The sequence below is a fragment of the Nocardia anaemiae NBRC 100462 genome, from assembly GCF_001612725.1.
Taxonomy (GTDB): Bacteria; Actinomycetota; Actinomycetes; order Mycobacteriales; family Mycobacteriaceae; genus Nocardia; species Nocardia anaemiae.
In genome coordinates this window covers 13,199-38,967 of record NZ_BDAZ01000018.1, presented here as the reverse complement: position 1 = coordinate 38,967, position 25,769 = coordinate 13,199, and the positions used below count along the sequence as shown (strand labels likewise).

19 protein-coding genes and 1 pseudogene are annotated in these 25,769 nt (G+C 64.7%); 13 read left to right on the top strand and 7 right to left on the bottom strand.

Annotated elements, in window-relative coordinates; translation table 11 throughout:
* Positions 1-8 precede the first annotated feature (8 nt).
* Positions 9-3,068 carry a tetratricopeptide repeat protein gene (locus NA5_RS12750; protein WP_062985324.1) on the top strand — a complete coding sequence of 1,020 codons (3,060 nt, stop codon included), beginning with the start codon at positions 9-11 and terminating at the stop codon, positions 3,066-3,068.
* 175 nt (positions 3,069-3,243) lie between these two features.
* Here the strand turns inward: NA5_RS12750 and dmpI are convergent, their stop codons facing one another.
* From dmpI to NA5_RS12735, 3 genes are all read right to left on the bottom strand, one after another.
* Positions 3,244-3,429 carry a 4-oxalocrotonate tautomerase DmpI gene (gene dmpI / locus NA5_RS12745; RefSeq protein WP_040689632.1) on the bottom strand — a complete coding sequence of 62 codons (186 nt, stop codon included), beginning with the start codon at positions 3,427-3,429 and terminating at the stop codon, positions 3,244-3,246.
* Positions 3,430-3,580: 151 nt separating this feature from the next.
* Entirely contained in the window at positions 3,581-4,462 is an 882-nt protein-coding gene (locus NA5_RS12740) for a LysR family transcriptional regulator (protein ID WP_062985322.1), read from the bottom strand.
* Positions 4,463-4,762: 300 nt separating this feature from the next.
* A complete protein-coding gene (locus NA5_RS12735) occupies positions 4,763-6,172 on the bottom strand; it encodes an aminotransferase-like domain-containing protein (protein WP_062985320.1) in 1,410 nt (469 codons plus the stop codon).
* On the opposite strand from NA5_RS12735, the gene NA5_RS12730 reads away from it, so the two are divergent.
* Positions 6,171-7,103: a DMT family transporter gene (locus NA5_RS12730; protein ID WP_062985318.1), complete on the top strand. Its 933-nt coding sequence runs from the start codon at positions 6,171-6,173 to the stop codon at positions 7,101-7,103. The genes NA5_RS12735 and NA5_RS12730 overlap by 2 nt on opposite strands.
* 125 nt (positions 7,104-7,228) lie before the next feature.
* Here the strand turns inward: NA5_RS12730 and NA5_RS12725 are convergent, their stop codons facing one another.
* Both NA5_RS12725 and NA5_RS12720 read right to left on the bottom strand, forming a co-directional pair.
* Positions 7,229-7,933, bottom strand: a complete 705-nt coding sequence (locus NA5_RS12725; protein WP_062985316.1) for a DUF8020 domain-containing protein — start codon at positions 7,931-7,933, stop codon at positions 7,229-7,231.
* A gap of 356 nt (positions 7,934-8,289) precedes the next feature.
* A complete protein-coding gene (locus NA5_RS12720) occupies positions 8,290-9,819 on the bottom strand; it encodes a phytoene desaturase family protein (RefSeq protein WP_371856410.1) in 1,530 nt (509 codons plus the stop codon).
* Between the two features lie 171 nt (positions 9,820-9,990).
* Between NA5_RS12720 and NA5_RS12715 the strand changes: the two genes are divergently transcribed.
* From NA5_RS12715 to NA5_RS42845, 4 genes are all read left to right on the top strand, one after another.
* Entirely contained in the window at positions 9,991-11,541 is a 1,551-nt protein-coding gene (locus NA5_RS12715) for an amino acid permease (protein ID WP_062985312.1), read from the top strand.
* 43 nt (positions 11,542-11,584) lie between these two features.
* Positions 11,585-13,972, top strand: coding sequence for an ATP-binding protein (locus NA5_RS12710; protein ID WP_062985310.1), 2,388 nt, complete (start codon positions 11,585-11,587; stop codon positions 13,970-13,972).
* A 66-nt stretch (positions 13,973-14,038) separates the two neighbouring features.
* On the top strand, positions 14,039-14,746 hold the full coding sequence (locus NA5_RS12705) for a hypothetical protein (protein WP_062985308.1): 708 nt from the start codon (positions 14,039-14,041) through the stop codon (positions 14,744-14,746).
* Positions 14,727-14,852: a hypothetical protein gene (locus NA5_RS42845; RefSeq protein ID WP_281201708.1), complete on the top strand. Its 126-nt coding sequence runs from the start codon at positions 14,727-14,729 to the stop codon at positions 14,850-14,852. The genes NA5_RS12705 and NA5_RS42845 overlap by 20 nt, the downstream gene beginning before the upstream one ends.
* Positions 14,853-14,856: 4 nt before the next feature.
* On the opposite strand, the gene NA5_RS12700 is transcribed toward NA5_RS42845, so the two are convergent.
* Positions 14,857-15,471 carry a dihydrofolate reductase family protein gene (locus NA5_RS12700; RefSeq protein ID WP_062985305.1) on the bottom strand — a complete coding sequence of 205 codons (615 nt, stop codon included), beginning with the start codon at positions 15,469-15,471 and terminating at the stop codon, positions 14,857-14,859.
* 83 nt (positions 15,472-15,554) lie between these two features.
* Positions 15,555-16,751, bottom strand: a pseudogene (locus tag NA5_RS12695) (PucR family transcriptional regulator); the annotation flags it as partial.
* Positions 16,752-16,896: 145 nt separating this feature from the next.
* Between NA5_RS12695 and pruA the strand changes: the two are divergent.
* The 7 genes from pruA (at position 16,897) to NA5_RS12660 (ending at position 25,714) form a co-directional block, all read left to right on the top strand.
* Positions 16,897-18,543, top strand: a complete 1,647-nt coding sequence (pruA, locus tag NA5_RS12690) for an L-glutamate gamma-semialdehyde dehydrogenase (protein WP_062985303.1) — start codon at positions 16,897-16,899, stop codon at positions 18,541-18,543.
* The gene (locus tag NA5_RS12685; protein WP_062985301.1) at positions 18,543-19,502 is read left to right on the top strand and encodes a proline dehydrogenase family protein; all 960 of its coding nucleotides are present in this window, start codon (positions 18,543-18,545) and stop codon (positions 19,500-19,502) included. Before pruA ends, NA5_RS12685 begins: the two co-directional genes overlap by 1 nt.
* 165 nt (positions 19,503-19,667) lie before the next feature.
* Positions 19,668-21,101: an amino acid permease gene (locus NA5_RS12680; protein WP_062985299.1), complete on the top strand. Its 1,434-nt coding sequence runs from the start codon at positions 19,668-19,670 to the stop codon at positions 21,099-21,101.
* 165 nt (positions 21,102-21,266) lie between these two features.
* The gene (locus tag NA5_RS12675; RefSeq protein ID WP_062985297.1) at positions 21,267-21,932 is read left to right on the top strand and encodes a hypothetical protein; all 666 of its coding nucleotides are present in this window, start codon (positions 21,267-21,269) and stop codon (positions 21,930-21,932) included.
* Between the two features lie 460 nt (positions 21,933-22,392).
* Positions 22,393-23,193 carry an NAD-dependent epimerase/dehydratase family protein gene (locus NA5_RS12670; RefSeq protein WP_062985295.1) on the top strand — a complete coding sequence of 267 codons (801 nt, stop codon included), beginning with the start codon at positions 22,393-22,395 and terminating at the stop codon, positions 23,191-23,193.
* Positions 23,194-23,309: 116 nt separating this feature from the next.
* Complete coding sequence (locus NA5_RS12665; protein WP_062985294.1) at positions 23,310-24,701, top strand: sugar porter family MFS transporter; 1,392 nt, start codon at positions 23,310-23,312, stop codon at positions 24,699-24,701.
* A complete protein-coding gene (locus tag NA5_RS12660) occupies positions 24,698-25,714 on the top strand; it encodes a lactonase family protein (RefSeq protein WP_062985292.1) in 1,017 nt (338 codons plus the stop codon). Before NA5_RS12665 ends, NA5_RS12660 begins: the two co-directional genes overlap by 4 nt.
* Positions 25,715-25,769 lie beyond the last annotated feature (55 nt).

Genomic DNA, 25,769 nt, shown 5'->3' with positions numbered 1-25,769 from the left:
TTTCGTCTATGGGCGGTAGGTTGGCGCTGGTGGTGGGGTCCGAATGTGCCGCACTGCCCCGACTCGGCTTTCCCGGCGCGCTGGCAACCGAGCTCTATGCGAATCTCAGCGCCGCGGGCGGCTGGCAACCTGCCACGGCGTACGACGGGCCGGTGCTCGACCCGACTGCCGACGAATTGAACGCCGCCGTCGAGGACGCCTTCGCCGTCGCCTCGGCGCAGCGGGCGACCCTGTTGATCAGCTTCGTCGGACACGGCGTGGCGACCGCTGGCGAGGACTTCTTCCTGCTCGCGCACGATTCACCGGAGTTGCCCCGCTCCCGCACCGCCTTCCACCTCACGCAGGGCATTCGGGAAAGTCTCAACCAATCCACGCTCGACGGTCTGATCGTGCTCATCGATGCGTGTGAGACCGCGCAGGGTGTACAGGGTGCGGCACACCGCTGGACCGATATGCTCACCGGCTCGTCCGGACGGATGGAACTGCTCGTCGCTTCCGGCGACGGCCCCGCCTACGCGGGCTGTTTCACCCGAACCATAGTCGACACCTTCACCGGCGGCCTACCGCTGCGCGGTGAGAACCTGTTGCCATCCGATCTGGTCCAACCTCTCAGCAACGCATGTAAACGCCAACAACCACAACATCTTTCGTTTGCCTCCGGCGCGTTGTCGACTAACCCGACCGGCGATCCCGGCCTCTGGCTGGTGCCCAACGTCGCTCGGCGACGCGACGCGGTGACCGGCCGTCCCGCGGCTGGATTCGTCGACCAGCTCACCCGGCAACTGTTGCTGACCGATGTCATTCGTGAGCGTCTCGCGGAGATCGTCGATACCGGGGGTCGCCGACTTCGCGCCGTTGTCGGTCCGGCCGGGTCGGGGAAGTCCACGCTGATGGCAATGCTCGTTCGACCGAGTCTGGTCGACGGGCTGCCGATCGCACCCGAATATGTCACGGCGGCAGTGTTTCTCACGGTCGGCAGCTCGATCGAAGCGGTGACCGGCGAACTGGCCGCGCAGTTGTCCGGCCGAGTTCCCGGTTTCACCGAGGCCGCTCGCGGCGTCGATGAGTCCGACGACGCCGAGCGCGACCTGTTCGATATCGAGATCCAGCGGCCGCTGGCCCGGATACGTACGCCCGGCCGCCGGATCACCATCGTCTTCGACGGTTTGGATCAACCCGAGGTCGGAACCCGGGAACAGCTCGTCCGGCACGTCGCCGAGCTGACTCGCGGCGAAGAATTCACCCATGTGCGAGTGATTCTCGGAGTGCGCGAAGGCACCGGCGTCGCGGAACTGCCGGAACTCGCGCACTTGCACCGCATCGAACTGCTGCCGCCGAGTGCCGAGGACATTGCCGCCCTGGTGTTCGAATCCACTCGGCACCAACGCGCAACGGCCGATCCGCGGATGTGGGTGCGCTGGATCGATGCGTTGCTCGCGGAAACGCCCACCAGCTTTTCCGCGGAAAGCCCGATCATCGGCCATTCGCGCACACTCGCGGGCGGGTGGTTGCTGGCCCGGCTGCTCATCGAGGTCCACTCCAGCATCACCGACGAGGAGATTGCTGCCGGAGTCGGGCTCGAAACCGTTGTCCTGCATCGCGTTCACGGTGCACTGGATGCCGCGGATCCCGATACCGCCGAGGTGCTCGGGGCATTGCTCGCTATTCTGGCCGCGGCCGGGGCCGGTCCGGTGTTGCCGATCGAATTGCTCGAATCCGCGCTGGCGCAGTTCGTTGTGTCCGGATTGCATACGGCCGTGCTCCGTGACCTCGTCGTCGAGCTGGGTGTGCTGGTCACTCGAAGTCGGCCCGGCACCGCGCGCGAATCGCTGGGAATCGCGCACGGTGCGCTGCTCCCCGCGCTGGCGGCCGAGGCCGAGCGGCTCGACTGGCCGATCAGCGACGGGCATGGCGCGATCGCGGCGGCAATGAGTACCGCGATCAAATGGGCGGTCGAGAACGGAACCGAAATCTCCGAGCAGGCGGCCGAGTACCTCCGCGGATCGGGCGCGCGGCACTACCTCGGACACGGCGACACCGAATCGGCCAAAGAGTTGCTCCTCGGCTTGGAAACAGTCCGCCCAGTGATCAATCGCGACATGTACGCCGCATGGCTGCCATCATTCATCGACGCGTGTGGTCTCGACGACCCCGTCACACTGACCATCCGGCACCAGCTCGCCTATTGGCGTGGCCGAAGCGGCGATATGCGTGGAGCTGTCGCAGAACTCGAGGCAGTGCTAACCGACCAATCGCGCATACTCGGCCTCGACGATGTCCGCACCTTGGCCACTCGCCACAACCTCGCCAACATGCGCGGCATGCTTGACATCACCGAGGCGCCGCCCGACTCGAGCGCGGTCGGTCTCGATGACACCGCCGTGCGCGCCATCGCCCGAGCCATCACCGAATTGAATCAGCTACTCACCGATCAACGACGAATCCTCGGCGCCGACCATCCGGACACCCTCGCCACCCGATACAGCCTCGCCTACTGGCATGGCGACAGCGCCGAACCGGCCAGCGCCGCCGCCGAATACGAGCGGGTTCTGGCCGATCAGACCGCGCTGTTGGGCCCGGACCACCCCGATACCCTGAACACCCGCCACAGCATCGCTTACCTGCACGGCGAAAATGGTGATATTCCTAGGGCAATCGATGAACTCGAACGTCTGCGGCTGGACCGACTGCGCGTACTCGGCCCCGACCACCCCGAAACCCTGCAGACCCGTCACAACATCGCCGACTTCCATGGAAAATCCGGCGATCTCGACCGTGCCATCGCCCAACTCGAGCAGGTGGCCATCGATCGTGAGCGCATTCTGGGCGCGGACCATATCGATACGCTCACCACTCGAAGTACCATCGCCGCCATCCGCAGCGGCTCGGACGTGCGCCAAGCCATCGCCGAGAACGAGCAACTTCTCGCCGACCAACAGCGCATCCTCGGTTCGGATCATCCGGACGCCCGCGCTACCCGGAGCCGAATCTTTTATCTACGACAGCAAATCTTGTTCCTACAACAGCACCTCGGTTCGGATTCACCCGAACCGAATCCGACCGACTGATTAAGCCTGGTATCGCGGAGTTCCGCGATCGACGTGACCGCCTCACTATCGGTCCGACGTCGATCGGCCGGTAGCGTCGACAGAAACACCAGCACTACCGGCCCGACCGGTGACCAGCGCGCAAGGTCATGCTTGACCGCGACGGTATCGGTCGGGCTTCGGCATCCTATGGCCGCTATTTCTTATCGGCGGTCAGCTGTCCGGCCGCGCCCCAGCTGTCGGCGGGGGTCTCGTGGATCCACACCTGTACGGTTTCGGCCGGAATCTGGTAGGCGTCGACGAAAGCGTCGGTGATCCGGCGGACCAGGTCCCGCTTGAGTTCGACAGTGCGCGGACCCTGCTGGACGGTGACGATGGGCATGACTGATCTCCTGACTGAAAATCGTTGGGACAGACCGCATCCGGGGGATTCCGGCTTGTTCGGCGGTCTGCTACCAGTTCACCCGAACGAAGATCATCGACCAAGGGCCAGTTCGTTCGCGCAGCGATAACGAATGCTTATTGTCGGCGGCTCACTTCGCCAGGAGGTCGCGCAATAGCCTCGAGCTCGGCGAATCGGTCTCGGCCCGCAGAGCGACCGCGATGGGCAGGCTCAGGCCGCCATCGGCGAACGGACGGAAGGCAACTCGCGGATTGTGCACCTGGTCGGCATTGGCCGCGTAGATCACCGTCCACATCGCGGCGGCGGTGCCGATCGCGGCCAAATTGTCCTGCAGCGTGGTGGCGGTCGGGGCCGGAACCGGCTCGAAACCCGCACGCTGACAAGACATCAGCACCAGATCCACCAGGGCCGGATGATTGCGCCGCTCGGTCATCCGCAATGGCACCGAGGCCAGATCGGCCAAACGCACCGTCTCGTGTGCGGCCAGCGGATGCCGAGCCGGGAGTGCCGCGACGAGTGGGTCATCCCACGCGCACAGATACTCCAGCTCGGGGGTGTCCTCGGCGGCGGGCGCACGCACGAAAGCCGCATCCAAGCGTCCGTCCGCGACCTGCGCCAACCGCTCGCGCACGGGCAGCGTGACCAATTCGATCCGCACCTGTGGAAGACGATCGGCAAAGGCATCCAAAATGGTGTCCAACCGCGGACCGAGTCCGGTGACCGTGCCGAGCCGGAACACCTCCGCCCGCGCCCCGGCCAGCTCGGCCACTGCTGCCCGCGCCTGATCGGCGGCGATCAGTACCGCGCGCGCCGCGGGCAGAAACCGCTGCCCGGCCTCCGTCAGCCGCACCCGCCGCGGCGACCGATCCAGCAGCTGCACCTTCAACTCCCGCTCCAGCCGCCGCACCTGCTGACTCACAGCCGGTTGCGCGATATGCAGCCGCTCCGCCGCACGCCCGAAGTGCAGTTCCTCGGCCACGGTGACGAAATAGCGCAGTTGGCGCAGCTCCATGGCGCGGGCTCCTCGGGGTAACGGTCCTGTCGATCCATGAAACCAGTCACCACCCCGGCGCGCCGAGCAGCCGCCGAAACCAGGTCGAGCACATTGAGAAACACACCGAAGTCGCCGTGATGGAAGGCCCCGTTTTGCGCTGCCCATCTCCCTCGCGTGGGCGGCCAGCCGATGCAGTACATCGACGAATTCGACTTCGAGTGCGAATACATCGAATCCGACGAAATCAGGTGTGCCGACACAATGTTCGCGGATCCGCAGCGCAATTCTGAAGCCCGACGGATGCATGGGCTGAGCCGTTCAGTCTTGGGAGGCCAGCGCGGCGGCGATGGTCCGCGCGGCCGCCGGGAAGCCATTCGGGTTCGGGCCGGTGAAGTTCAGACGCAGGTAGGGGCCCGACGGTTCGGCCGGGAACCACTCGTGACCGGATGCGACGTAGACGCCGCTTGCCTCGCAGTCGCGGACAAGGCGGTCTGTGTTCGTGCCGTCGGGAAGTCGTGCCCACAGGTGGAGCCCGCCCTGCGGAACGTGGTCGACTCGGAGTCGAGGGGCGTGCGCACCGAGGCTGTCGACGAGCAGGTCTCTGCGCTCGCGGAGTTGGGTGCGGAGTCGACGCAGATGGGACTGCCAACCAGGATCGGTGAGCACATCGAGAGCGGCGTGCTGGAGCAGGCCACTGACGTACATGGACTCGGCGGACCGGTCCGCGAGGATTCGATCGCGGGCCGGACCGCGAGCGATGACGGCGCCGACCCGGATAGTCGGTGACATGCTCTTGGTCAGGGACCGAACGTAGACGACGTGGCCTGCGGTGTCCTGGGCTGCTACCGGCCGCGGGGCGGTGTCGATACCGAAATCGTGCGCCCAATCGTCCTCGACGAGGAATGCACCGTGGGACCGGACGACATCGAGTACAGCGTCGGCGCGGTCCGGCGACCACTGCGCCCCCGTCGGATTCGCATAGTTCGGCTGGACGTAGAGGGCTCTGGCACCGGTCTCGCGGAAGGAACGATCCAGCCCTTCTGGATCAGGACCGTCCGCGTCACTCGGGACCGGAACCAGCTGGACGCCGGACTGGTGCGCCGCGAGGATCGCACCCCAGTACGTCGGTGACTCGATCAGCAGCGGGTGTCCCGGGGCAACCAGCGCACGAAAGATCGAGGTCAGCCCGCTTTGGCTGCCGGGGACGACCACCACGTCGTTCGCAGTCGGGGCGGCGAGACCGGCGGGTGTCTTGTCGGCCAACTCGGTCGCGAACCAGTTCCGGAGATCGTTCAGCCCCGCGGAGGGTGGTCGTGACGTTGCGGTCGATCCTCTCGCCGCGCGTATCAGGGATGCCCGAACCAGCCGCTCGGGCAACAGATCCGCCTCGGGATAGCCGGAATGCAGAGCCTGCGCGTCAGGTGGAGCGGTTCGCAGGGCGCCGCTGATGCTCGGCAGCATGCGGCGCGGAGTCCCCAGGGCTGCTGTCTGCCACCCGTAATCTTGCGGACGCATCGACCGCGGACCCCGAACGAAGCTGCCGATCCCCGGGCGGCTCTCGATGAGACCCTCAGCGGCGAGTGCGCGCAGGGCTTTCTGAACGGTCACCGGGCTGGCGGCGTACTCCGTCACCAGCTGACGTGTGGACGGAAGCTGCGCGCCGGGAGCGACGCCAGTGATCCAAGCTCGTATGCCATCGGCGATTCGAGCACTGCTATCGTTGAACATGTCAGTACAGAGTAGCGCTACTGTAAATGTCCGCACCCCGCTACCGCCGACGTCGGCCGGGTTCACCTGGGGACTCGCGGGTGTCGCGGCCTTCTCCTTCACGATGCCGCTCACCCGCGTCGCTGTCGGCGGGCTCACGCCGCTGTTCATCGGTTCGGGTCGCGCAGTAGTCGCTGCGATCCTGGCGGGTGTGGCCTTGGCGGCCACCCGGCAGCCACTACCTGCGGGCACTCAGTGGGCGCGGATCGCCGTCGTCGCGGCGGGCATTGTCGTCGGCTTTCCGGTCCTCACGTCCTATGCCCTCACCGTCACACCGGCTAGTCACGGTGCCGTCGTGGTCGCGCTTCTTCCCGCGGCCACCGCGGTGGTGGCCGTGCTGCGCACCGGCGAGCGACCGGCGCGTACCTTCTGGCTTTTCTCTCTCGCGGGCGCGATCGCCGCAGTCGGGTTCGCATTGCTCGAAGGCGGCGGTTTCGGCGAAGCCCGCTGGGCCGACCTGCTGCTGTTCGGTGCCGTGCTCGCGGCCGCCATAGGGTACGCGGAAGGTGGCCTGCTCGCCCGCGAGATCGGGGCCTGGCAGACAGTGTCGTGGGCCCTTGTCCTGTCTTCGCCGCTGATGCTCGCGCTCGCCGGTGTCGCTGTCGCTGGTCAGGCACCGTCGGGAACGGCAGCGGAATGGGCCTGCTTCGCCTATCTGTCGGCGGTCAGCATGTATCTCGGCTTCTTCGCCTGGTACCGCGGTCTCGCGATCGGCCCCATGGCCCGGGTCAGCCAGGTTCAGCTGGTTCAACCGGTCATGAGCATCTGCTGGGCGGCGCTGCTGCTCGGAGAACATATCGGCTGGCTCGCGTTCGCGGGTGGGCTCGTGATCATCGCCTGCGCGAGTGGCGCGGTTCGGACCCGGCTCGGTCTCGCCGCAGATCGCCGCTGAGCGCGGTCCGCGGTCCGCGGTCTACTGAAGGAACCGCGAGGGGCACCGACTCGGCGCGCCCGGTGATCTCCGGACAGGAAATCGGCGGACGCTCGGTTCGAGCGCCCGCCGATTTGTGTGCCGGATTACTTCGGTGCCACGGGGGGCTGGTTGATCGTGGTGAAGTACTGGATCGCGGCGCCGATGGCGACCGGGGCCGTGACGAAGATCTGTCCGGCCAGGGTGCCGAGCGCGCCGACGGCGATGATGCCGCCGATGCAGCCGACCGCGGCGGCGGGGATGAACGGACCGAACAGGCCGACAATGGTGGCCGCGGCGACGGTCGCGCCCGCGATGCCGCCGAGGACGCAGCCGAGGGCGCCGCCGCCGAGACCGCCGACCAGGGTGCCGATGGTGGCGCCCATGCTGATGGTGCTGGTCAGACGGTTCCAGGCGGCCTGTTCACGGTCGTAGTCGGACTTCCATGGGGCCTTGTCCTCATACGGCAGCGCGACCGGCTTGTACGCGGCGTGGGCCATATCGAACTGCGGGGTCAACGTCGCGGTGTGATCCTGGATATCCGCCGCGATCGGGAAGACGAAATCGTCCACCCGGAACGACAAATCGGTGCCCGCGAGGGTGGTGCCGTCGACAGCCTTGATCTTGAAGACGCCGTTGTCATTGACCAGCGAACCGACATCGGTCTTGATGATGGTTGAGGACGGGGTCGTCGTCGCCGTGTAGTTCACGACACCGTTGTCGGTCTCGGGAGCGGCATTCACGGTCCCGGCGGTTACAGCGAGCGCCGCGATCGCCAGGGCCGAGGTCGCGGCGAATTTCCTCATCAACATGCTTTGGTTCCTAACGGGGTGGACTGCGGAAGCAGACACATTAAAACCGCTGCATGCAGATGGTTTGTGACCTAATCGTTAACCTTTGCTCATTGATTGCCAGCCGGTCATACGCAAGTTGATCATGATGAGATCTGCATCACATTTCATGAGTTCGTTTACCTCGCCAACGCCCGATGGACGCCCGATGTGGGAACCCGAACGCCGCAATGGGATTCCCTCCCGGCGAACAACAAATCCCCAATCGAATACCGCAACAACGCATAGACATCGAGGCGTCCCACGCAGACAGTAATGCGAGATTTGCATGACAGAATTTATGTTGTGATACCCATCACACAGACGCCTACTTGTGATCAGCGCGTTTCGAGGACTGCCATGGCGGCGTTGTGGCCGGGGATGCCGCTGACACCGCCGCCGCGAATCGCGCCCGCACCGCAGAGGAAGACATTGGGCACGTCCGTGGCAACACCCCAGCGGGCAGCCGGAGTATCGGCGTCGCCGCGGAGATAGGGGAAGGCCAGGTCTCGGTGGAAGATATGCCCGCCCGGGAGGCCGACCTCACGCTCCAGATCGACTGGCGACTTGGCTTCGACGCAGGGTGCGCCGTTCTCGTCGAGGGCAAGGCAATCGACAAGCGGGTCGGCTAGTACCGCATCCAGTTGGGCGAGTGCGGCTTTCACGGCCATCGCCTTCGCCGCCTCCGGGTCGGACTCGAAAAGCCTTGCCGGAGTGTGCAATCCGAACAGCGTGAGGGTGTGCAGATCCGAGTCGGGCGCGAGGATCGAGGGATCGGTCAGGGTGTGACAGTAGATCTCCGATGGCGGGGCCGGAGGAATCCGTCCGGCGCATGCCTCACGATATGCCTGCTCCAGTTGTGTATACGATTCGGCGATATGAAAAGTCCCGGCGAACGCCTCGCGCGGATCCGTCGAAACGTCGCGCAGGCGAGGTAACCGCCGCAGCACCATATTCACTTTCAGTTGGGAGCCCTCGGGTTTCGGCTCCCCCGGAATGCCAAGAATCTGCGCGAGCTCATGCGGTGCCGCATTGACGAGCACATGCCGCGCACCGACCGCACCGCCCGCATAGCGCACTTCGGCTGTGACATCGTCGGATTCGACCTCGGTCACCGCACAACCGGTGATCAACTCCGCCCCGGCCGCGCGGGCCGCATCGGCGAGTGCGTCGGTGAGCGCGCCCATACCGCCGATCGGCACATCCCAGTCGCCGGTGCCGCCGCCGATCACGTGGTAGAGGAAGCACCTGTTCTGCCGCAGCTCGGGATCGTGCGCATGGGTGAAGGTCCCGATGAGCGCGTCGGTGAGCACGACCCCGCGTACGGTGTCGTCGGCGAAACTCGACTCGATCGCCTCCCCCAGCGGCCGCTCGAACAGCGCCGCCCACGTGGCGCGGTCATCGACGACCCGCTCGAGCGCCGACCGCGTCGGCAAGGGTTGCGTCAGCGTCGGAAACGCCCGCCGCGCGAGCCGACCGGTCGCACCGTAGAACTCCTGCCAGGCCCGGAAATCCCGATCCGATCCGGTGAGCCGTACGAAGCTCTCCCTGGTCCTGGCCTCGGAACCGGTATCGACAAGCAGTCCACCATCCCCGACCGGCGTATACGACGAGATGCGACGACGCCGGGTGGAAAACCGCAGCCCGAGCTCCTGCACGATTTGGCGCGGCAGCAGACTCACCAGATACGAATACCGCGACAACCGCGCGTCGACACCCGGAAACACCCGCTCCGAAACCGCGGCCCCACCGGTGTGCTCCTGCCGCTCCAGCACCAGCACCGAACGCCCGGCTCGCGCCAGGTATGCGGCGGCCACCAGTCCATTGTGACCGCCACCGACCACCACCACGTCATAGGAGGAGCGCATCGGTCGCATCCGTCCTGCCTACCACGGATTGCGCGGATCACTCCCCGAATGGGCGATTGCCGAGAGATTACGGCCCGGTTTCCATATTTCCCTGCGATTGACCAGCACTCACTTCACACTTAGCTTCTGGCAAACACCGTATGAGGGCGGCGTTTTCACCCGGGAGCGATCATGACCGAAGCAACCACACCATCCGATGACGAACGGCGCCTGGCCGAACTCGGCTACAAACAGGAATTGGCCAGATCCTGGTCCGGATTCTCCAACTTCGCCATCAGCTTCACCATCGTCTCCATCCTGACCGGCGGACTGGCCAGTTATGGCATCGGTCTGGCCAACGGTGGCCCGATCACCATGGCCTGGGGCTGGCCGCTGGTCTCGGTCATGGTGTTGTTCGTCGGCCTGGCCATGGCCGAATTGGCCTCCGCCTACCCGACTTCCGGCGGCCTGTACTGGTGGGCATCCGAATTGGGCGGCCCGGTCTGGGGCTGGTTCACCGGATGGTTCAACCTGATCGGCCAGATCGCGGTGACCGCCGCCATCGACTACGGCGCGGCCATCTTCACCACCGCGGTGCTCAATGTGATCGGCATCGATATCGGAACCGACCGCACCGCAATCTTTTTGGTCTTCACCGCGATCCTGATCCTGCATGCCGTACTCAATGCGATCGGCCCGCACCTGTCCGCGGTGATCAACAACATTTCGGCCTGGTGGCATGTCGGCGGTGTGGCGATTTTCGTCGTCGTACTGGGTTTCGGCGCGAGCCACCATCAGAGCGTCGGCTTCGTCTTCACCGAAACCGTGGACAACAGCGCGGTCGGCTTCGGCGGCGTGGCATTCAGTTTCCTGCTCGGATTGCTGCACGCGCAATACACGTTCACCGGCTACGACGCGTCGGCACACATGTCGGAGGAGACACACGACGCGGCGCGCACCGCGGCCAAAGGCATCATCAACACAATTGTCGTCTCGGCCGTTGCCGGATATCTGCTCATCATGGCGGTGACCTTCGCCATCCCGAATCTCGACGACGCGCTGGATCCGGAGAAGAACAGCGGCTATCCGGTGATCTACATCCTGGAGAACTCGCTGAATTCGTTCTGGTCCGGTCTGCTGCTGATCATCGCCGCGATCGCGCAACTGTTCTGCGGCTACGCCTCGGTCACCTCGGCCTCGCGCATGCTGTTCGCCTTCTCCCGTGACGGTGCGGTGCCGGGATCGGCCTACTGGTCGCGACTTTCGGCCCGCAAGGTGCCGGTGCACGCGGTGCTGTTCATCTCGTTCTTCTCGTTCGTCCTGCTGATTCCGTCCATGCTGGTGCCCGCGGCGAACGCGCCGACCGCCTACGCGGCAGCCACCTCGGTCGCCACCATCGGGCTCTACATCGCCTATGGCATCCCGATCCTTTTGCGCCAGTTGCACGGCAGCCGATTCCGCACCGGCCCTTGGCAACTCGGCACCTGGTATCGACCGGTCGGCATCATCGCGCTGATCTGGATTGTGCTGATCAGCCTGCTGTTCATCCTGCCCACCGATGACCGCGGCTACCCGTGGAACAGCGAATTCACCTGGAACACGGTCAATTACGCACCGCTCACCCTGGTCGGCGTGGTGGGTGCGATCGGCATCTGGTGGCTCGCATCCGCCAGACACTGGTTCACCGGCCCCAGGAGAACGGTCGTCGACACCCGCAAATCCGACGCGCCCTTACAGGCCTGACCTGCCCATATCGGTGGGCACGCGGTGGGGATAGAGTCAACGTGTGTCCGTGGCGATCGATTTTCGCGCCGTGTTCGAGTCCGCACCAGGTCTATACCTGGTACTCGATACCGACCTGTGCATCGTCGCGGTGACCGACGCATACGCCGCCGCGACGATGACCGAACGACAGCACATCCTCGGCAAGAACATCTTCAAGGCATTTCCGGATAATCCGGACGATCCGACCGCGGAAGGCGCCCGTAACCTGCGGGCTTCCCTGGAACGGGTGCTGCGTGACCAGGTCACCGACGCGATGCCGGTTCAGCGCTACGACGTCCGCAGGCCCGACGGCGCCTTCGAACAGCGATTCTGGAGTCCGACCAACTCCCCGGTCCTCGGTACCGACGGCGAGCTGCGCTATGTCATCCACCGCGTCGAGGACGTCACCGATTTCATCCGGCTGCAAGCGTCCGACGCGGCGAAACAGCAGGAAACGGCCGCGCTGCGGGCTTCGCGGCAGGAAATGGAACAGGAGGTGTTCGCCCGCGCCCGTGAGGTCGCCGAAACCAGCCGACAGCTCAAAGAGGCCAATGCCGAGCTGGCCCAGCTGTACGCTCGCGCGAAGGAACTGGACGAACTGAAGAGCCAGTTCGTCGCAAATATCAGCCACGAACTGCGAACCCCGCTCATGTTGATCTTGGGGCCGACACAGAAGTTGCTCGACCGGTGCGCGCCCGCTGACCGCGACGAGCTCGAGCTGATACTGCGCAATGCGCGCACACTGCGGCGCCAGATCGATGATCTGCTCGACGCCTCGAAGCTGGAGACCGGTGCGGTACGGCCCGATTACGCCTGGATCGATGTCACCGAACAGGTGCGGCTCGGCTCGGCCTTCTTCGAGTCCATGGCCGTCGACCGCGGCATCCGCCTGGCCGTCGACGCACCGCAGCCCGTCCCGGCCGCCCTCGATCCCGAGCACCTGCAGCGCATCCTGCTGAACCTGCTGTCAAACGCCTTCAAGTTCGTCACCGAAGGCGGCGTCATCCGCTGCACCGTACGACCCGCCGAGGACGATGTCGTCATCGAGATCGCCGACAGCGGACCGGGCATACCGGCATCGCATCGCACCGCGGTCTTCGAGCGGTTCCGTCAGGTCGATGGCGGGGCGACCCGTTCGGTCGGCGGCACGGGTTTGGGCCTGAGCATCGTCCATGATCTGGTGCGCCTGCACCGCGGTGACATCACCATCACCGACGCACCGGAGGGCGGCGCGATGATCGTGATCGAGCTGCCGCGAGCCGCCCCACCCGGCACCCCGGTCCGCCGCTCGGCCAGCGAGCCGACCATTCGGGCGAGTAACGCCGCCGATTCGGTGATCGCGGAGCTGACGCCCGAGGGCGGCGACCGCACCACCATCGCGGATATCGGATCGGGTGAGTCGGAACCGAGGCCGTCGGTCATTGTCGTCGAGGACAACGCCGACCTCAACGCCCTGATTCGGGAAGCCCTTGCCGAGTCCTATCGGGTCATCACCGCTGACAACGGCGGCATGGGACTGCGGCTGGCCCGAGCGCACCGGCCGGACCTGATCCTGTGCGACATCATGATGCCGGGCATGAGCGGTGACGAACTGCTGCGCGAGATCCGCGCCGACCACGAGCTGCGCAACACCCCGGTACTCATCGTCAGCGCACGCGCGGACGAGCAGTCGCGGCTGGCTCTGCTGCGTGCCGGTGCCAACGACTACCTGCGCAAACCATTCGAGGTCGCCGAACTCCAAGCGCGGGTGGACCATCTGGTGAACCTCCGGCTGGCCGAGACGCGACTGCGGGCCTTGCGGATCATCAACGAACGCGAACGCATCGCCCACGAACTGCACCGCACCGTGATAGATCAACTGTTCGGCATCGGGATGCGATTGACCGGGGTACGTCCCCTGGCCCGGGTGCCGTCCGTCGCCGCCCGCATCGACGGCGCGGTCCACGAACTCGACGATGTCATACATCACATCCGCAACACCGTGACGGGACTCGCCTCGGAAGTCGAGAACGAGACTCCATTCCGCACCCAGCTCATGGAAGTCACCAGCGAGGCCGCGGAGGCACTCGACGCACAGTCCCAAGTCTGCTTCGAGGGACCGGTCAACGATCTCGATCCGGTTCTCGCATCGGCAGCGCTCGAAGCCGTAGAACGGGTACTCGGCACAGTGCGGCAGCGGAGCGTCGCCGAGGATATCCGGGTGAACGTCGTCCTCGACGACCGCGAACTCGCGATCGTCATACACGAAATCGTAAGGACGCCAGCCGATCTAACGGTATCGAAGCACGCGCCTGAATTGTCGGAAACACTCGTCGGCTACGGCGCGACCCTGACGGTCACCACGCCCGCCCCCACCGAAACCGCTTGGTACCTGACGGTTCCGCGCACCGAGCAGATGCTGACCGAATAGCGCCTAGGCCCACCACTGGGGAGTCGAGGCCCGAAAGCGCCGAACCGGCTACGCGAGAATGCCGCGGTGGGCTCCCCGTACGACCCGATCGAGCTCGATCCTTGGGGGAGGGCGCGGTACGGACTGCTCGCGCCGCAAGCGCCGAAGCAGACCGTATCGCCGGTGGTGACGGAGGCGCGCGAAAAGATCGACAAACTCGCCGCGCCGCCGGGAGCTTCGGAAAATGTCTGGGGCGCGGTCGAATTCGCTCGAACCGCCTTTCGATTGATGGTCGACCAACTCGGCACCGGAAACCCCTCCGATATTCCCGACCTGGCGGCGTTGCTCGATGCGGCGAACCTCTACGATGTCGCGAACAAATCCGTGGTGACCGCGCATTACAATACGAAAACGGCCGAGTTGACCGAGCTTACCGCCGGTTTGAAGGATCGGGATATCAAGCTCTCGGGCAAAGTTGGGGACGTCGCGGGCGATAATGTGAAGATGGCCAAGGAGATCCGGGACGAGGCGCAAATGCTGGGGTTGGTACTCCAAGCCGCCGCGTTGGCTGTCTCGGCGCGATCGGGCAAGTTGACAGCTGGTGAGGAAAAGTCGCTGTTGACCGAGATTGTCACGAGAGTCCTGCGCGTGGAGAAGGACTTCGTCCACATCCTCGGCACCAACTCGGAACGGTCCGGGCATCGGGAACCCCGACTTGGCCGAAGACCCGAAGTACGCCTTCGCCACTGCCGGATGGTATTGGGATTCCAAGGGTTTGAACGACGAAGCAGATAAATCGGACATCGACGCGGTCACCCAGAAGATCAACGGCGGTAGTAATGGGAGTGCGGAGCGCAACCAGAACTACAGCCGCGCTCGCAAGGTCCTCGACGGGGATTGAATCCTCAGTCCTCTTGGGGCATGAACTGTTTCGCGTACTCATACCCCTCGGTGCCTTCGGTCGCCGCCTTGGCGTAGACCAGATGGATGACACCGGTTTTGAACGTGTCGGACGAAAGCAGTTGCAGCGGAAGCGCGGAGTCCGTCTCCTCGAAAAGTCGCAGTCCCTTGCGCACCGCGATCGGATGTACCAACAGGTGCAGTTCATCCAAGAGCCCGACCTCGAGCAGTTGGCGGACAATGGATACCGATCCGCTGATCCCGATGGGTGCCTCGCCGGGCTCTTCCTTGAGCGCCGCGACGGCCTGCACCAGATCCCCCTTCAGCACCTCGGAATTGCGCCAGGTGAAAGTGAGATCCTGATGCGTGACCACGATCTTGCGCGCGTCGCCGAGCTTCTTGGCCATTTCGGCGTCCACATCGCCCGCGGCCTCCCGCTCCGGCCAAGCTCCAGCGAAACCCTCATAGGTCTTGCGGCCCAACAGCAGCGTATCGGCCGCGCCGAGCTGGCCGTCGACGGCCGTGGCCATCTCCTCGTTGAAGTACGGGAAGTGCCAATCCTGTGGGTTGTCGACAACTCCGTCGAGTGCGATGAACAGTCCGGCGGTGATTTTCCGCATCGGTATCTCCTAGGTCGGTGGTTGATGCCGCGTCACCAGATCAGACGGAGGCGAGCCGGAATAATCATCGCTCACGCGCACACCTATTCCGGCGATCGGCGATGCAGAGCGAGTTGGAGTTCGAGCAACAGGCGATCAGCGGGATCGGTGAGGTCCATCCCGACAATGTCCTCGACCCGACGGATCCGGTAGCGCAGCGTATTCGGATGCACCTGCAGCGCCGTCGCGGCATTGCGCACATCGCCGTGTTCACGCAGATACGTCTCCACGCTCTCGCACAGATTCGCGGAGTGCTTGCGGTCGTAGTCCAGCAGCTTGCGCAGGCGTGGATCGTGCAATTCGGGCCGGGTGCCGACAAGATCGAGAATTTCACCGAGCAATACCGCGGTGCGCGACTCGGCGAGCGTGGTCACCCGGCCGCGCGGATAGGTCACGGCCGTACTGTCGAGGACCCGGTCCACCTCGGAACGCGCGCCCGCGACATGCGCCAGATCCGGTATGGGACAGGCGATGGCGGCGCGCAATTCGAATCTGGCTTCGAGTTGTTCGACCAGCTGCCGGGTCCAAGCGGTCACCGCATGCGCCGAACGGTACTGCGGCAGCAGCACATACACCCGATCGCCGAGGACGGTTGTCACCGAATCACCGCGAAATGAGCTGGCGCGCAAGCGAAGCATATTGCCGAAGGCGGCGGGCGACTTGACACCTGGCGCGACCGCGAAGCCGACGACCGCGGCCGGACCGGTCAGCGGCAGATTCAACGCATTCGCCACCGCGGGCACATCAGCGGTGCCGCCACCGGTGCCGAACAGCTGTTGAATCAGCAGCGCCTCGGTGGACGGCGCGTCCAGACTGCGGGAAATCAGCCGCGCGGCAATGGCCGACGCGCCGCGCAGGATTTCCGCGGCATCCGGTTTGAACGGCCGGTCGCCCTGCTGCAGCCAGATCGAGCCGAGTACCCGCGGCGCACTTCCCTCGACATGCTCGCGAATGCTCACCACCAGGCGGCGCTTGATATCCAGCTCTTCGTGCGCCGGTATGTCGATGACATCGTCGGTACCGCGCAGCCGATCGAACACACCCCACTTGCGCAGCACCTGTAGGTAGTCGCGCGGTCCCTCCCGGCCGAGGATCGACAGCACCCGCAGCTGGTCGGCCGCCCGATCCGAGGCCGAATACGCGAGCACATGCGATTGCGGGTCCTCGATGGATACCATCCCGCCCGCATTCTGGGCGACCATTTGCGCCAATCCGAACAGGTCCAGGTCCGCGGCCACCAACTCACCCTCGCTAGCCACGACCACTGCCCACTTTCGTACGACTTTCCAATCCGGTCATCCCATCTTTGTCCGCTTGTCCGATTCTGCGGGCTGTTTTGCGGTGTTGACTTCGGCTCACCGTCATATACCAAGTAAGGAGGGACTCATGGACGCCATCGTGTCCACGCCCCGCCCGGCCAACGAGCCGGTCGGCACCTTCGCACCGGGCAGCGCCGAACGCGCACGACTGCGGGTGAAACTGACCGAGCTGGCCGCGACGCCGACCGAGATCCACCATGTCATCGGCGGCGAGCACCGGCGCACACCGGGTAAGAGCATCGATGTCGTGCAGCCGCACAATCATGCCGCGGTACTCGGCACCCTGACCCCCGCCGAGGCCCGCGATGTCGAGGATGCGATCGCCGCCGCCTCCGCCGCCGCACCCGGCTGGCGGGCGCTGTCCTTCGAGGATCGCGCCGCGATCTTCCTGCGGGCCGCGGATCTGTTGTCCGGCCCGTGGCGCGAAACCATTGCCGCAGCAACCATGTTGGGGCAGTCCAAGACCGCATACCAGGCCGAGATAGACGCACCGTGCGAACTGGTCGACTTCTGGCGCTTCAATGTGCATTTCGCCCGACAGATCCTGGCCGACCAGCCGATCTCCACCCCGGGGGTGTGGAACAAGGTCGAATACCGCCCGCTCGAGGGCTTCGTTTACGCGATCACCCCGTTCAACTTCACCGCGATCGCGGGCAATCTGCCGACCGCGCCCGCCCTGATGGGCAATACGGTCCTGTGGAAGCCATCGCCCACCCAGGCGGTGGCCGCGTATTGGACGATGAAACTGCTGGAAGCGGCGGGTCTGCCGCCCGGTGTGATCAATATGGTGCACGGCGCGGGCCCGAAGATCTCCGATGTCGCGCTGACCGATCGGCGACTCGCGGGTATCCACTTCACCGGTTCGACCGCGACGTTCCAGCATCTGTGGCGCTCGGTCGCGATGAATATCGCCGACTACAACACCTATCCGCGTCTGGTCGGCGAGACCGGCGGCAAGGATTTCGTGCTGGCGCACAGCTCGGCCGATCCGGATGTGCTGACCACCGCGCTGATCCGCGGCGCCTTCGACTATCAGGGCCAGAAATGCTCGGCCGCCTCGCGCGCATTCATCCCGAAGTCGGTGTGGTCCAAGATGGGTCGCGATCTCATCGATAAGGTCGGTGCGCTGAGCTACGGCGATATCACCGACTTCGCGCATTTCGGCGGCGCGGTCATCGATCAGCGCGCCTTCGATCGCAATGCCGACGCCATCGCCCGCGCCAAGGCCACCTCGGGTCTGACCATCGCTGTCGGCGGACATGCCGACGACTCCGTCGGATACTTCGTCGACCCGACCATCCTGCTCGGCGACGACCCCACCGACGAGGCATTCAGCACCGAATATTTCGGCCCGATTCTCGCCGTCCACGTCTACGACGATTCGGTCGCCGGATCCTTCGATGCGGCGCTCGAACTGGTCGACGGCGGTTCGGCCTACGGGCTGACCGGCGCGATCATCGCCGACGACCGCACTGCCGTTGCCAAGGCGACCGAAAGCCTGCGCTTCACCGCGGGCAACTTCTACATCAACGACAAGCCGACCGGCGCGGTCGTCGGTCAGCAACCCTTCGGCGGGTCGCGGGCGTCGGGCACCAATGACAAGGCCGGTTCGCCGCAGAACCTGTTGCGTTGGACCTCCGCCCGCACCATCAAGGAGACCTTCGTCGCGCCGACCGAGCACACCTATCCGCACCAGGCACCCGAGGAGATCTGATGGCCATATCCGGTCTGCTTCGCCCCGCCATGCTGGCCGCCGCACGCTCGCCGCGCATGGAGCGCACCGTCACTCGCATGTCGACCACCAAGAAGCTGGTGGACCGTTTCGTCGCCGGTGCGTCCGAGCCGAATGCGGTTGCGGCCGTGGAGAATCTGCTGAGTTCGGGTCGGCATATCACCGTCGACTATCTCGGCGAGGACACCACCGATATCGAACAAGCGCGCAATACGGTGACACACTATCTGTCACTGCTGTCGCTGCTCGCTTTGCTGCGTGAGTCCGGAACCGTTGGGCCGCTGGAGGTTTCGCTCAAACTCTCGGCGCTCGGGCAATCCCTGTCCGCCGACGGTCATGCGATCGCCCGCGAGCACGCGCACCAGATCTGTAGCGCCGCGGCGGATGCGGGTGTGCTGGTCACCATCGACGCCGAGGACCACACCACCACCGATTCGACACTGTCGATCGTGCGGGACCTGCGCGCCGACTTCCCGTCGCTCGGTACCGTACTGCAGGCCTATCTGCGGCGCGCCGAGGCCGATTGCCGAGACTTTTCCGGTCCGGGCTCGCGAATTCGCCTGTGCAAGGGCGCATATCGCGAACCCGCGTCGGTGGCGTATCAGAGCCGGGCCGAGGTCGACCAATCCTATCTGGAGTGTCTGCGGGTGCTGATGAACGGTGACGGCTATCCGATGGTCGCCACCCACGATCCGGCACTCATCGAGGCCGCCGAAGTGTTCGCCACCGCAACCCGGCGCAGCGCCGATGATTTCGAATTCCAGATGCTCTACGGCATCCGCGACGCCGAACAGCGCCGACTCGTCCGCGAGGATCGGCATGTGCGGGTCTATGTGCCCTACGGCGACCAGTGGTACGGCTATTTCATGCGCCGTCTCGCCGAACGCCCGGCCAATATGGCGTTCTTCCTGCGCTCGCTGCGACCGGGCAGCCAGCGCTGATAGCCAGCTCGGCGGCCTTGTCTGTGCAGTCGGACAAGGCCGCCGAAGTTTATTTATCCAACTCGCCGATCACGGCGCGTTTGTGGTCCGATTAGCTGAGTGCTGCTCAGAATGTGATCTGCGTTACTGCACTGTCGGGTAGCGCAGAGGACGAAAGGAAGACCCATGCCCCTCGCGGAGTTGCGCAGCCAGATGTTGCGCCGCAAGCCCCTCGAGCAGATCGAGGAGGAGACCGGGCCCGCGGACGAGCAACTGAAGCGCTCACTCGGGTTGTGGCAGCTCACGGCGATCGGCGTCGGCGGCATCATCGGCGCGGGCATTTTCGCCCTGGCCGGTTCGGTCGCGCATTCCGTCACAGGTCCGTCGGTGCTCATCTCGTTTCTGATCGCCGGTGTCGCCAGCGCCTGTGCGGCGCTGTGCTACGCGGAATTCGCCGGGATGGTGCCGAAGGCCGGATCCGCCTACACCTACGGTTATGTCTCGCTCGGCGAGATCGCGGGCTGGTTCATCGGCTGGGATCTGCTGCTGGAGTACATCGCGGTGGCGGCGGTGGTCGCGATCGGTGTCTCCGGATACTTCAGATTCCTACTGGGACAAGTCGATATCACGCTGCCCGATTGGATGATGGGCGCGCACGGCACCGGTGCGGGGCACGTGATCGACGTCTTCGCAGTGCTGTTCTGTCTGGGCACCGCGTGGCTGCTCTCGCGCGGCATCAAGAGCGTCGGCCGCTTCGAAACCGTCGCCGTCGGCATCAAGGTCGCATTGGTGGTGCTGATCATCGTGCTCGGCGTCTTCCATATCGACAGCTCCAACTACACCCCGTACTTCCCGTTCGGTGTGGGCGCGGTGTGGACCGGGGCGGCAACGGTCTTCTTCGCCGTCTTCGGCTACGACGCGATGAGCACCGCCGCCGAGGAGTCCACCGACGGCAAGAAGCATCTGCCCAAGGCGATCATCTACTCGCTGGCCATCGCGATGGTGCTGTATGTGCTGGCCACGCTGGTGCTGACCGGGATGCAGAAGTACACCGAGATCAGCCCGACCAGCGGTTTCTCCACCGCCTTCGAATCGGTCGGCATGCCGGGCGTCGCGAATATCATCGCGATCGGCGCGATCGTCGGCATTATCACTGTGGTGCTCACCTTCATGCTCGGCGTGACCCGGGTGTGGTTCGCCATGAGCCGCGACGGTCTGCTGCCGGAGTGGTTCGCCAAGACGCATCCGGTCCGCAAGGTGCCGACCCGGGTGACCTGGATCGTCGGCATCGGATCCGCGACCATGGCCGGTCTGCTCGATATCACCGTGGTCGCCGAGCTCACGAATATCGGCATCCTGATGGCCTTCATCGTGGTCTCGGTCGCGGTAATGGTGCTGCGCCGTACCCGCCCCGACCAGCCGCGCTCGTTCAAATTGCCGCTCATGCCGGTAGTCCCGCTGGTCGGCATCGGCTTCTCGATCTACCTGATCTGGTCGCTGCCATGGGAGACCTGGCTGCGCTTCGCGGTATGGCTGGTGATCGGCCTCGCCGTCTACTTCGGCTACTCCCGGATGCATTCCAAACTGGAGCGCGGCGGAGACGTCTCTCTGACGAAGTAGACGCGAATCCGGTTGGGCGGGTGGACAATTGGCCGCCCGCCCAATCGTATGGCACTGCGGCACCGAAACGTAAGGTTCGATCGGCATTGACGGCGCGGTGCCAGCCTTTCACTGGCGGCGACACGCCGACACCCACGATCTCAGGCTGGAGTCTAGGCTCCCGGCATGAGCACGTCGCAAACCGAGAAAAGCCGACCGGTGAACCGACGATTGCGGTCACAGCTTCGCAGGTATCTTCTGCTCGTCTGCACCATCGCGGCCTGCCTTGGGATACTCGTCTCGGCGAGCAACCCGGCCAGCGCCGAGCTGATGTCGTTGTCGCCGTTGCTGATCCTCGGGGGGACATTCGTGGTGGTTGTGGTGTTGTGCGTGGTCATCGTCTACCCGATCCTGGCAGTCCGATCCCGGCGGCTTCTGGTACCCGAGCTCGGCCCCCTGGCTGCTCCCGCACTGATAGTCGCGCTCACGGCCATTCTATGGAGCGCAGACCTGCCAATGGCTGTGCGCTGGCACTTCTCGGCGCATGCCTTCGGCGATGCGGCACAGCAGGTGAGTGCCGGGATCGATCCACGGACGTTCGAAGGTGACCGCCTCGGCCTTTATCGCATTCGCGGTGTGGAACCCAGCGGCGATCGCGGTGTGACACGACTCAACGACGGCATCTACTTCAGGACTGGCCCGATGGCGGCCCATTGCTCGATGGGAAGTGGCTTTGCCAATCTTTCTGGCCCCCGGCCCACGACAGGCAAATCCCATCACCTCAGCGGCGACTGGTATTGGTTCTGTTTCACCAGCGCGTTCAACAGCGACCCCATCGGCGGAGTGCACTAGCCGGTGACAAACCGCAGCGTAGATAACGCCACCGACACGACCGCCCCCATCGCGGCATGAACAATCTCGACCGGTCCACAGAATTTGACAATTGCTCCATCGAAACAGCCACGCCACGAATGAGTTTCGCGAGATGGGCGACGGTCCGAGCGCCGGGGCAACTCGGATGAGCGGCTGGTTCGGGTTGCTGCTGGCAGTTGGGCTGCCGCTGGCGATGCTCATATGGGCGATTTGCTGGCCGCGCCGATGAACGGCCTGTGCAGATGATCGCCCGATGCCCCTATGGCATCGGTCGATACAGAAACGGTGTTGGACAGGCATCAGATCAGCGCCCTACCCTTCTGACACGTTCGAGCGGAAGTGAGCTATCCCACACTTCCGCTCGCACACAGGAGGACACAATGTGCGAAAACAGCAGTTCTGTGGGCATTTTCGGTTGTATGAGCGAGACCGATGCCGCATGAATGATCACCGAATTCTCATAACCGGCGCCGGGGGCGGAATCGGCACGCTGATGCGGCCGCGGCTGCGGCGGCCTGACCGAATTCTGCGACTACTGGACCTGGCCGAACTGCCTGCGGCGACCGCGGGGGAACGGGTCGAACTCGTCACCGGATCGCTCACCGATCCGGCGACCATGGCAGCGGCCTGCCGGGATGTGGATGCGATCATCCATCTCGGCGGGATCAGCCGGGAAGACAGCTGGGACAACGTGCTCGCCGTCAACATCGATGGGACGCATACGGTTTTGGAGGCGGCACGGCAGGCCGGTGTGCCGCGGGTCGTGCTCGCCTCGAGTAATCACGCCGTGGGATTCCGCGCTGTGGGCGGAGAACCGATTCCGGCTGACGCCTCGCCCCGACCCGATACCTATTACGGTGTCAGCAAAGTGGCCGTCGAGGCGCTCGGCAGTCTCTATCACTCGCGCTTCGGCATGGATGTGATCTGCATCCGAATCGGCTCGTGTTTCGAGCGTCCACACGATGCGCGCGGACTGTCGATGTGGTTGTCCCCCAACGACTGTGCGCGACTGTTCGAGGCCTGCCTGGCCGCCGAGCGACCGGGCTATCGGGTGATCTGGGGCGTGTCCGCCAATACCCGTGCCGTGGTATCCCTGCGCGAGGCCGAAGAACTCGGCTATCACAGCGGCGACGATGCCGAACAGTTCGCCGCCGATATTCCGACTGTCGGTGATCCCCGCCCGTGGCTTATCGGTGGCCCGTTCGTGGAAACTCCACTCGGCAAACCGAATCCGCTCTGACCGTCACCGAAAACGCATCACTCGATACCCAGACGGAATCGCATTTATCCGAACTTCGCACCATCGGCATGTGACGCTGATGGCACTTGGCTCCACCGCGAAAGAAATGCAGCACAATGCAATTCAAAACAACGACGGCCGCGCCGAAATCGGCGCTCGCGTCCAATGTCAAATTCCTCTATTTCTTCGGCGCGCTCGGCGGCATTCTCTTCGGTTATGACCTCGGTGTTATCTCCGGTGTGCTGTTGTTCATCAAGAAATCCTGGCAGCTGTCCTCGGTGACGCAGGGGGTGATCGGCGGCTGCCTGGCCGCAGGTGCGGTGATCGGCGCCGCCATTGCCGGACGGATCACCGATCGGCTCGGGCGGCGGCGAACCATCATGCTGGCCGCCGCGGTGTTCTCGGTCGGCGCGCTCGGTTGCGCCTTCGCACCCGATGTGACGGTGCTGGTGATTGCCCGCTTCATTACCGGTATCGCGGTGGGGTGCTCCTCGGCGACGGTACCCACCTACTTATCCGAACTGGCCCCGACCAGGGCGCGTGGCGCCCTGTCGACATTGAACCAGCTGATGATCGTCTCGGGCATCCTGATCGCCTACATCGTGGACTGGGCGCTGTCCGGAAGCGGCAACTGGCGCATGATGTTCGCCGTCGCGGCGATTCCCGCGGTGGCGCTGTTGGCGGGTATGTCGGTGCTGCCGGAGACACCACGCTGGCTGGTTCACGCCGGGCGCGAGGAGGAAGCGCGGGCCGTGCTGGCCGGTACTCATCGCGCCGATGAGATCGAATCCGAGATCAGCAGTATTCGTTCGGTCATTCGATTGGATGAGCAGCAGAAGGGTCGGTTGCGCGATCTATTGGCACCGTGGGCGCGGCCCGCTTTGGTGGTGGCGCTTATTCTGGCTGTCGGACAACAGTTCTCGGGTGTCAATGCCGTAAATGTATACGCGCCGACCATGTTCAAGGATCTCGGCTTCGGAAATTCCACATCGCTGCTGGCCTCCATCGTGCTCGGCGCGATCAAGGTGGCATTCACGGCCTGGGTGATCTTCGTCGTGGATCGTTGGGGTCGAAAGCCTTTGCTGCTGCTCGGCAACGTGTGTATGGCCTCGTCCCTGTTCCTGCTCGGGGCGATCGTGCTCGGCGTGCACAATCACACCATCACCGGCATCACCACGCTGATTCTGCTCAATGTCTATCTCGCGGGTTACGAATTGGGCTGGGGCGCGGTGGTGTGGGTGATGATGGCCGAGATCTTCCCGCTGCGGGTGCGTGGTGTCGGGATGGGCGTCGGCAGTGTCGTGCTGTGGAGTTCGACCTTCGCCATCACATTCCTGTTCCCGGTGATGAACGATCATCTCGGACTCGGCTATTCGGCCTGGATCTTCGCCGCAGTCAGCGTGGTGATGTTCATGCTGGTGCAGCGGTTCGTGCCGGAGACCAATGGTCGCAGTCTGGAGCAGATCGAGTTGGAGCTGCGGGCTCGGGTCAGCGGTAAATCCGCATGAGCGTGGTCTATGTCTCGAATGCCGACAGTCGCGCAATCTCGGTGCTGCGACTCGACGACGACGGTGCGCTGACGCTGGTCGAGTCGCAGCCGGTGAACGGCGCGGTGATGCCGTTGGCGATGAGTCCAGACCACCGGTACCTCTACGCATCACTGCGCTCGGCACCTTTCGCGGTGGCGGTATTCGCAACAGATCCGGCGACGGGGCGGTTGACACCGCTGTCGACCGCGCCGTTGCCGGACAATATGGCCTATCTCGCGACGGATCGAAGCGGACGTTATCTGCTCAGCGCGTCGTATTCGGGCGACAAGATCGCCGTCAGTCCGATCGCATCCGATGGCAGCGTCGGTCCGCCGATCGTGGTGGAATCCACTCCGCCGCACGCGCATTCGATACTGACCGATCCGTCGAACCGGTATCTGTTCGCGGCAGCCCTCGGCGGTGATGCGATTCTGCAATACCGCTTCGATGCCGTAACCGGGCGGCTCACCTCGAATGAGCCGCCGCGGGTCGAGACCGCACCCGGCGCTGGTCCGCGTCACCTGGTATTCCATCCGTCCGGGTCGTTCGCCTTCGTGACGAATGAGTTGGACGGCACGGTGAACAGCTTCCGATTCGAATCCGCCACGGGCACATTGACTCTCATCGCTTCGGCGTCGGTGCTACCGCCGGAGGACGGTGGGCCGCCCTGGACTTCGGAACTGCGCGGCACACCCGACGGCCGCTATCTGTATGTGGCCGAACGGACTTCGAGCACGATCACCGGATTCCGCATCGACCCGGCAACCGGACTGCTCGATGCGCTCGGACCCACACCCACCGAAACCCGGCCACGCGGATTCGCCATCGATCCGAGCGGGCGATTCCTGGTTGTCGCTGGGCAGCAGTCCGGTGCCGTGACCAGCTACGCCATCGATCCCGCGACCGGCTCGCTCACCCCACGACAGCGGCTCGGCGTCGGCCACGACCCCAACTGGGTCGAAATCGTCGAATACCGTCAAGGTATCGGTTGATGCCGAATTGGCGTTGGACGAGTATCAGTACCGCGTCATAGCCTGCGGAGAGCGC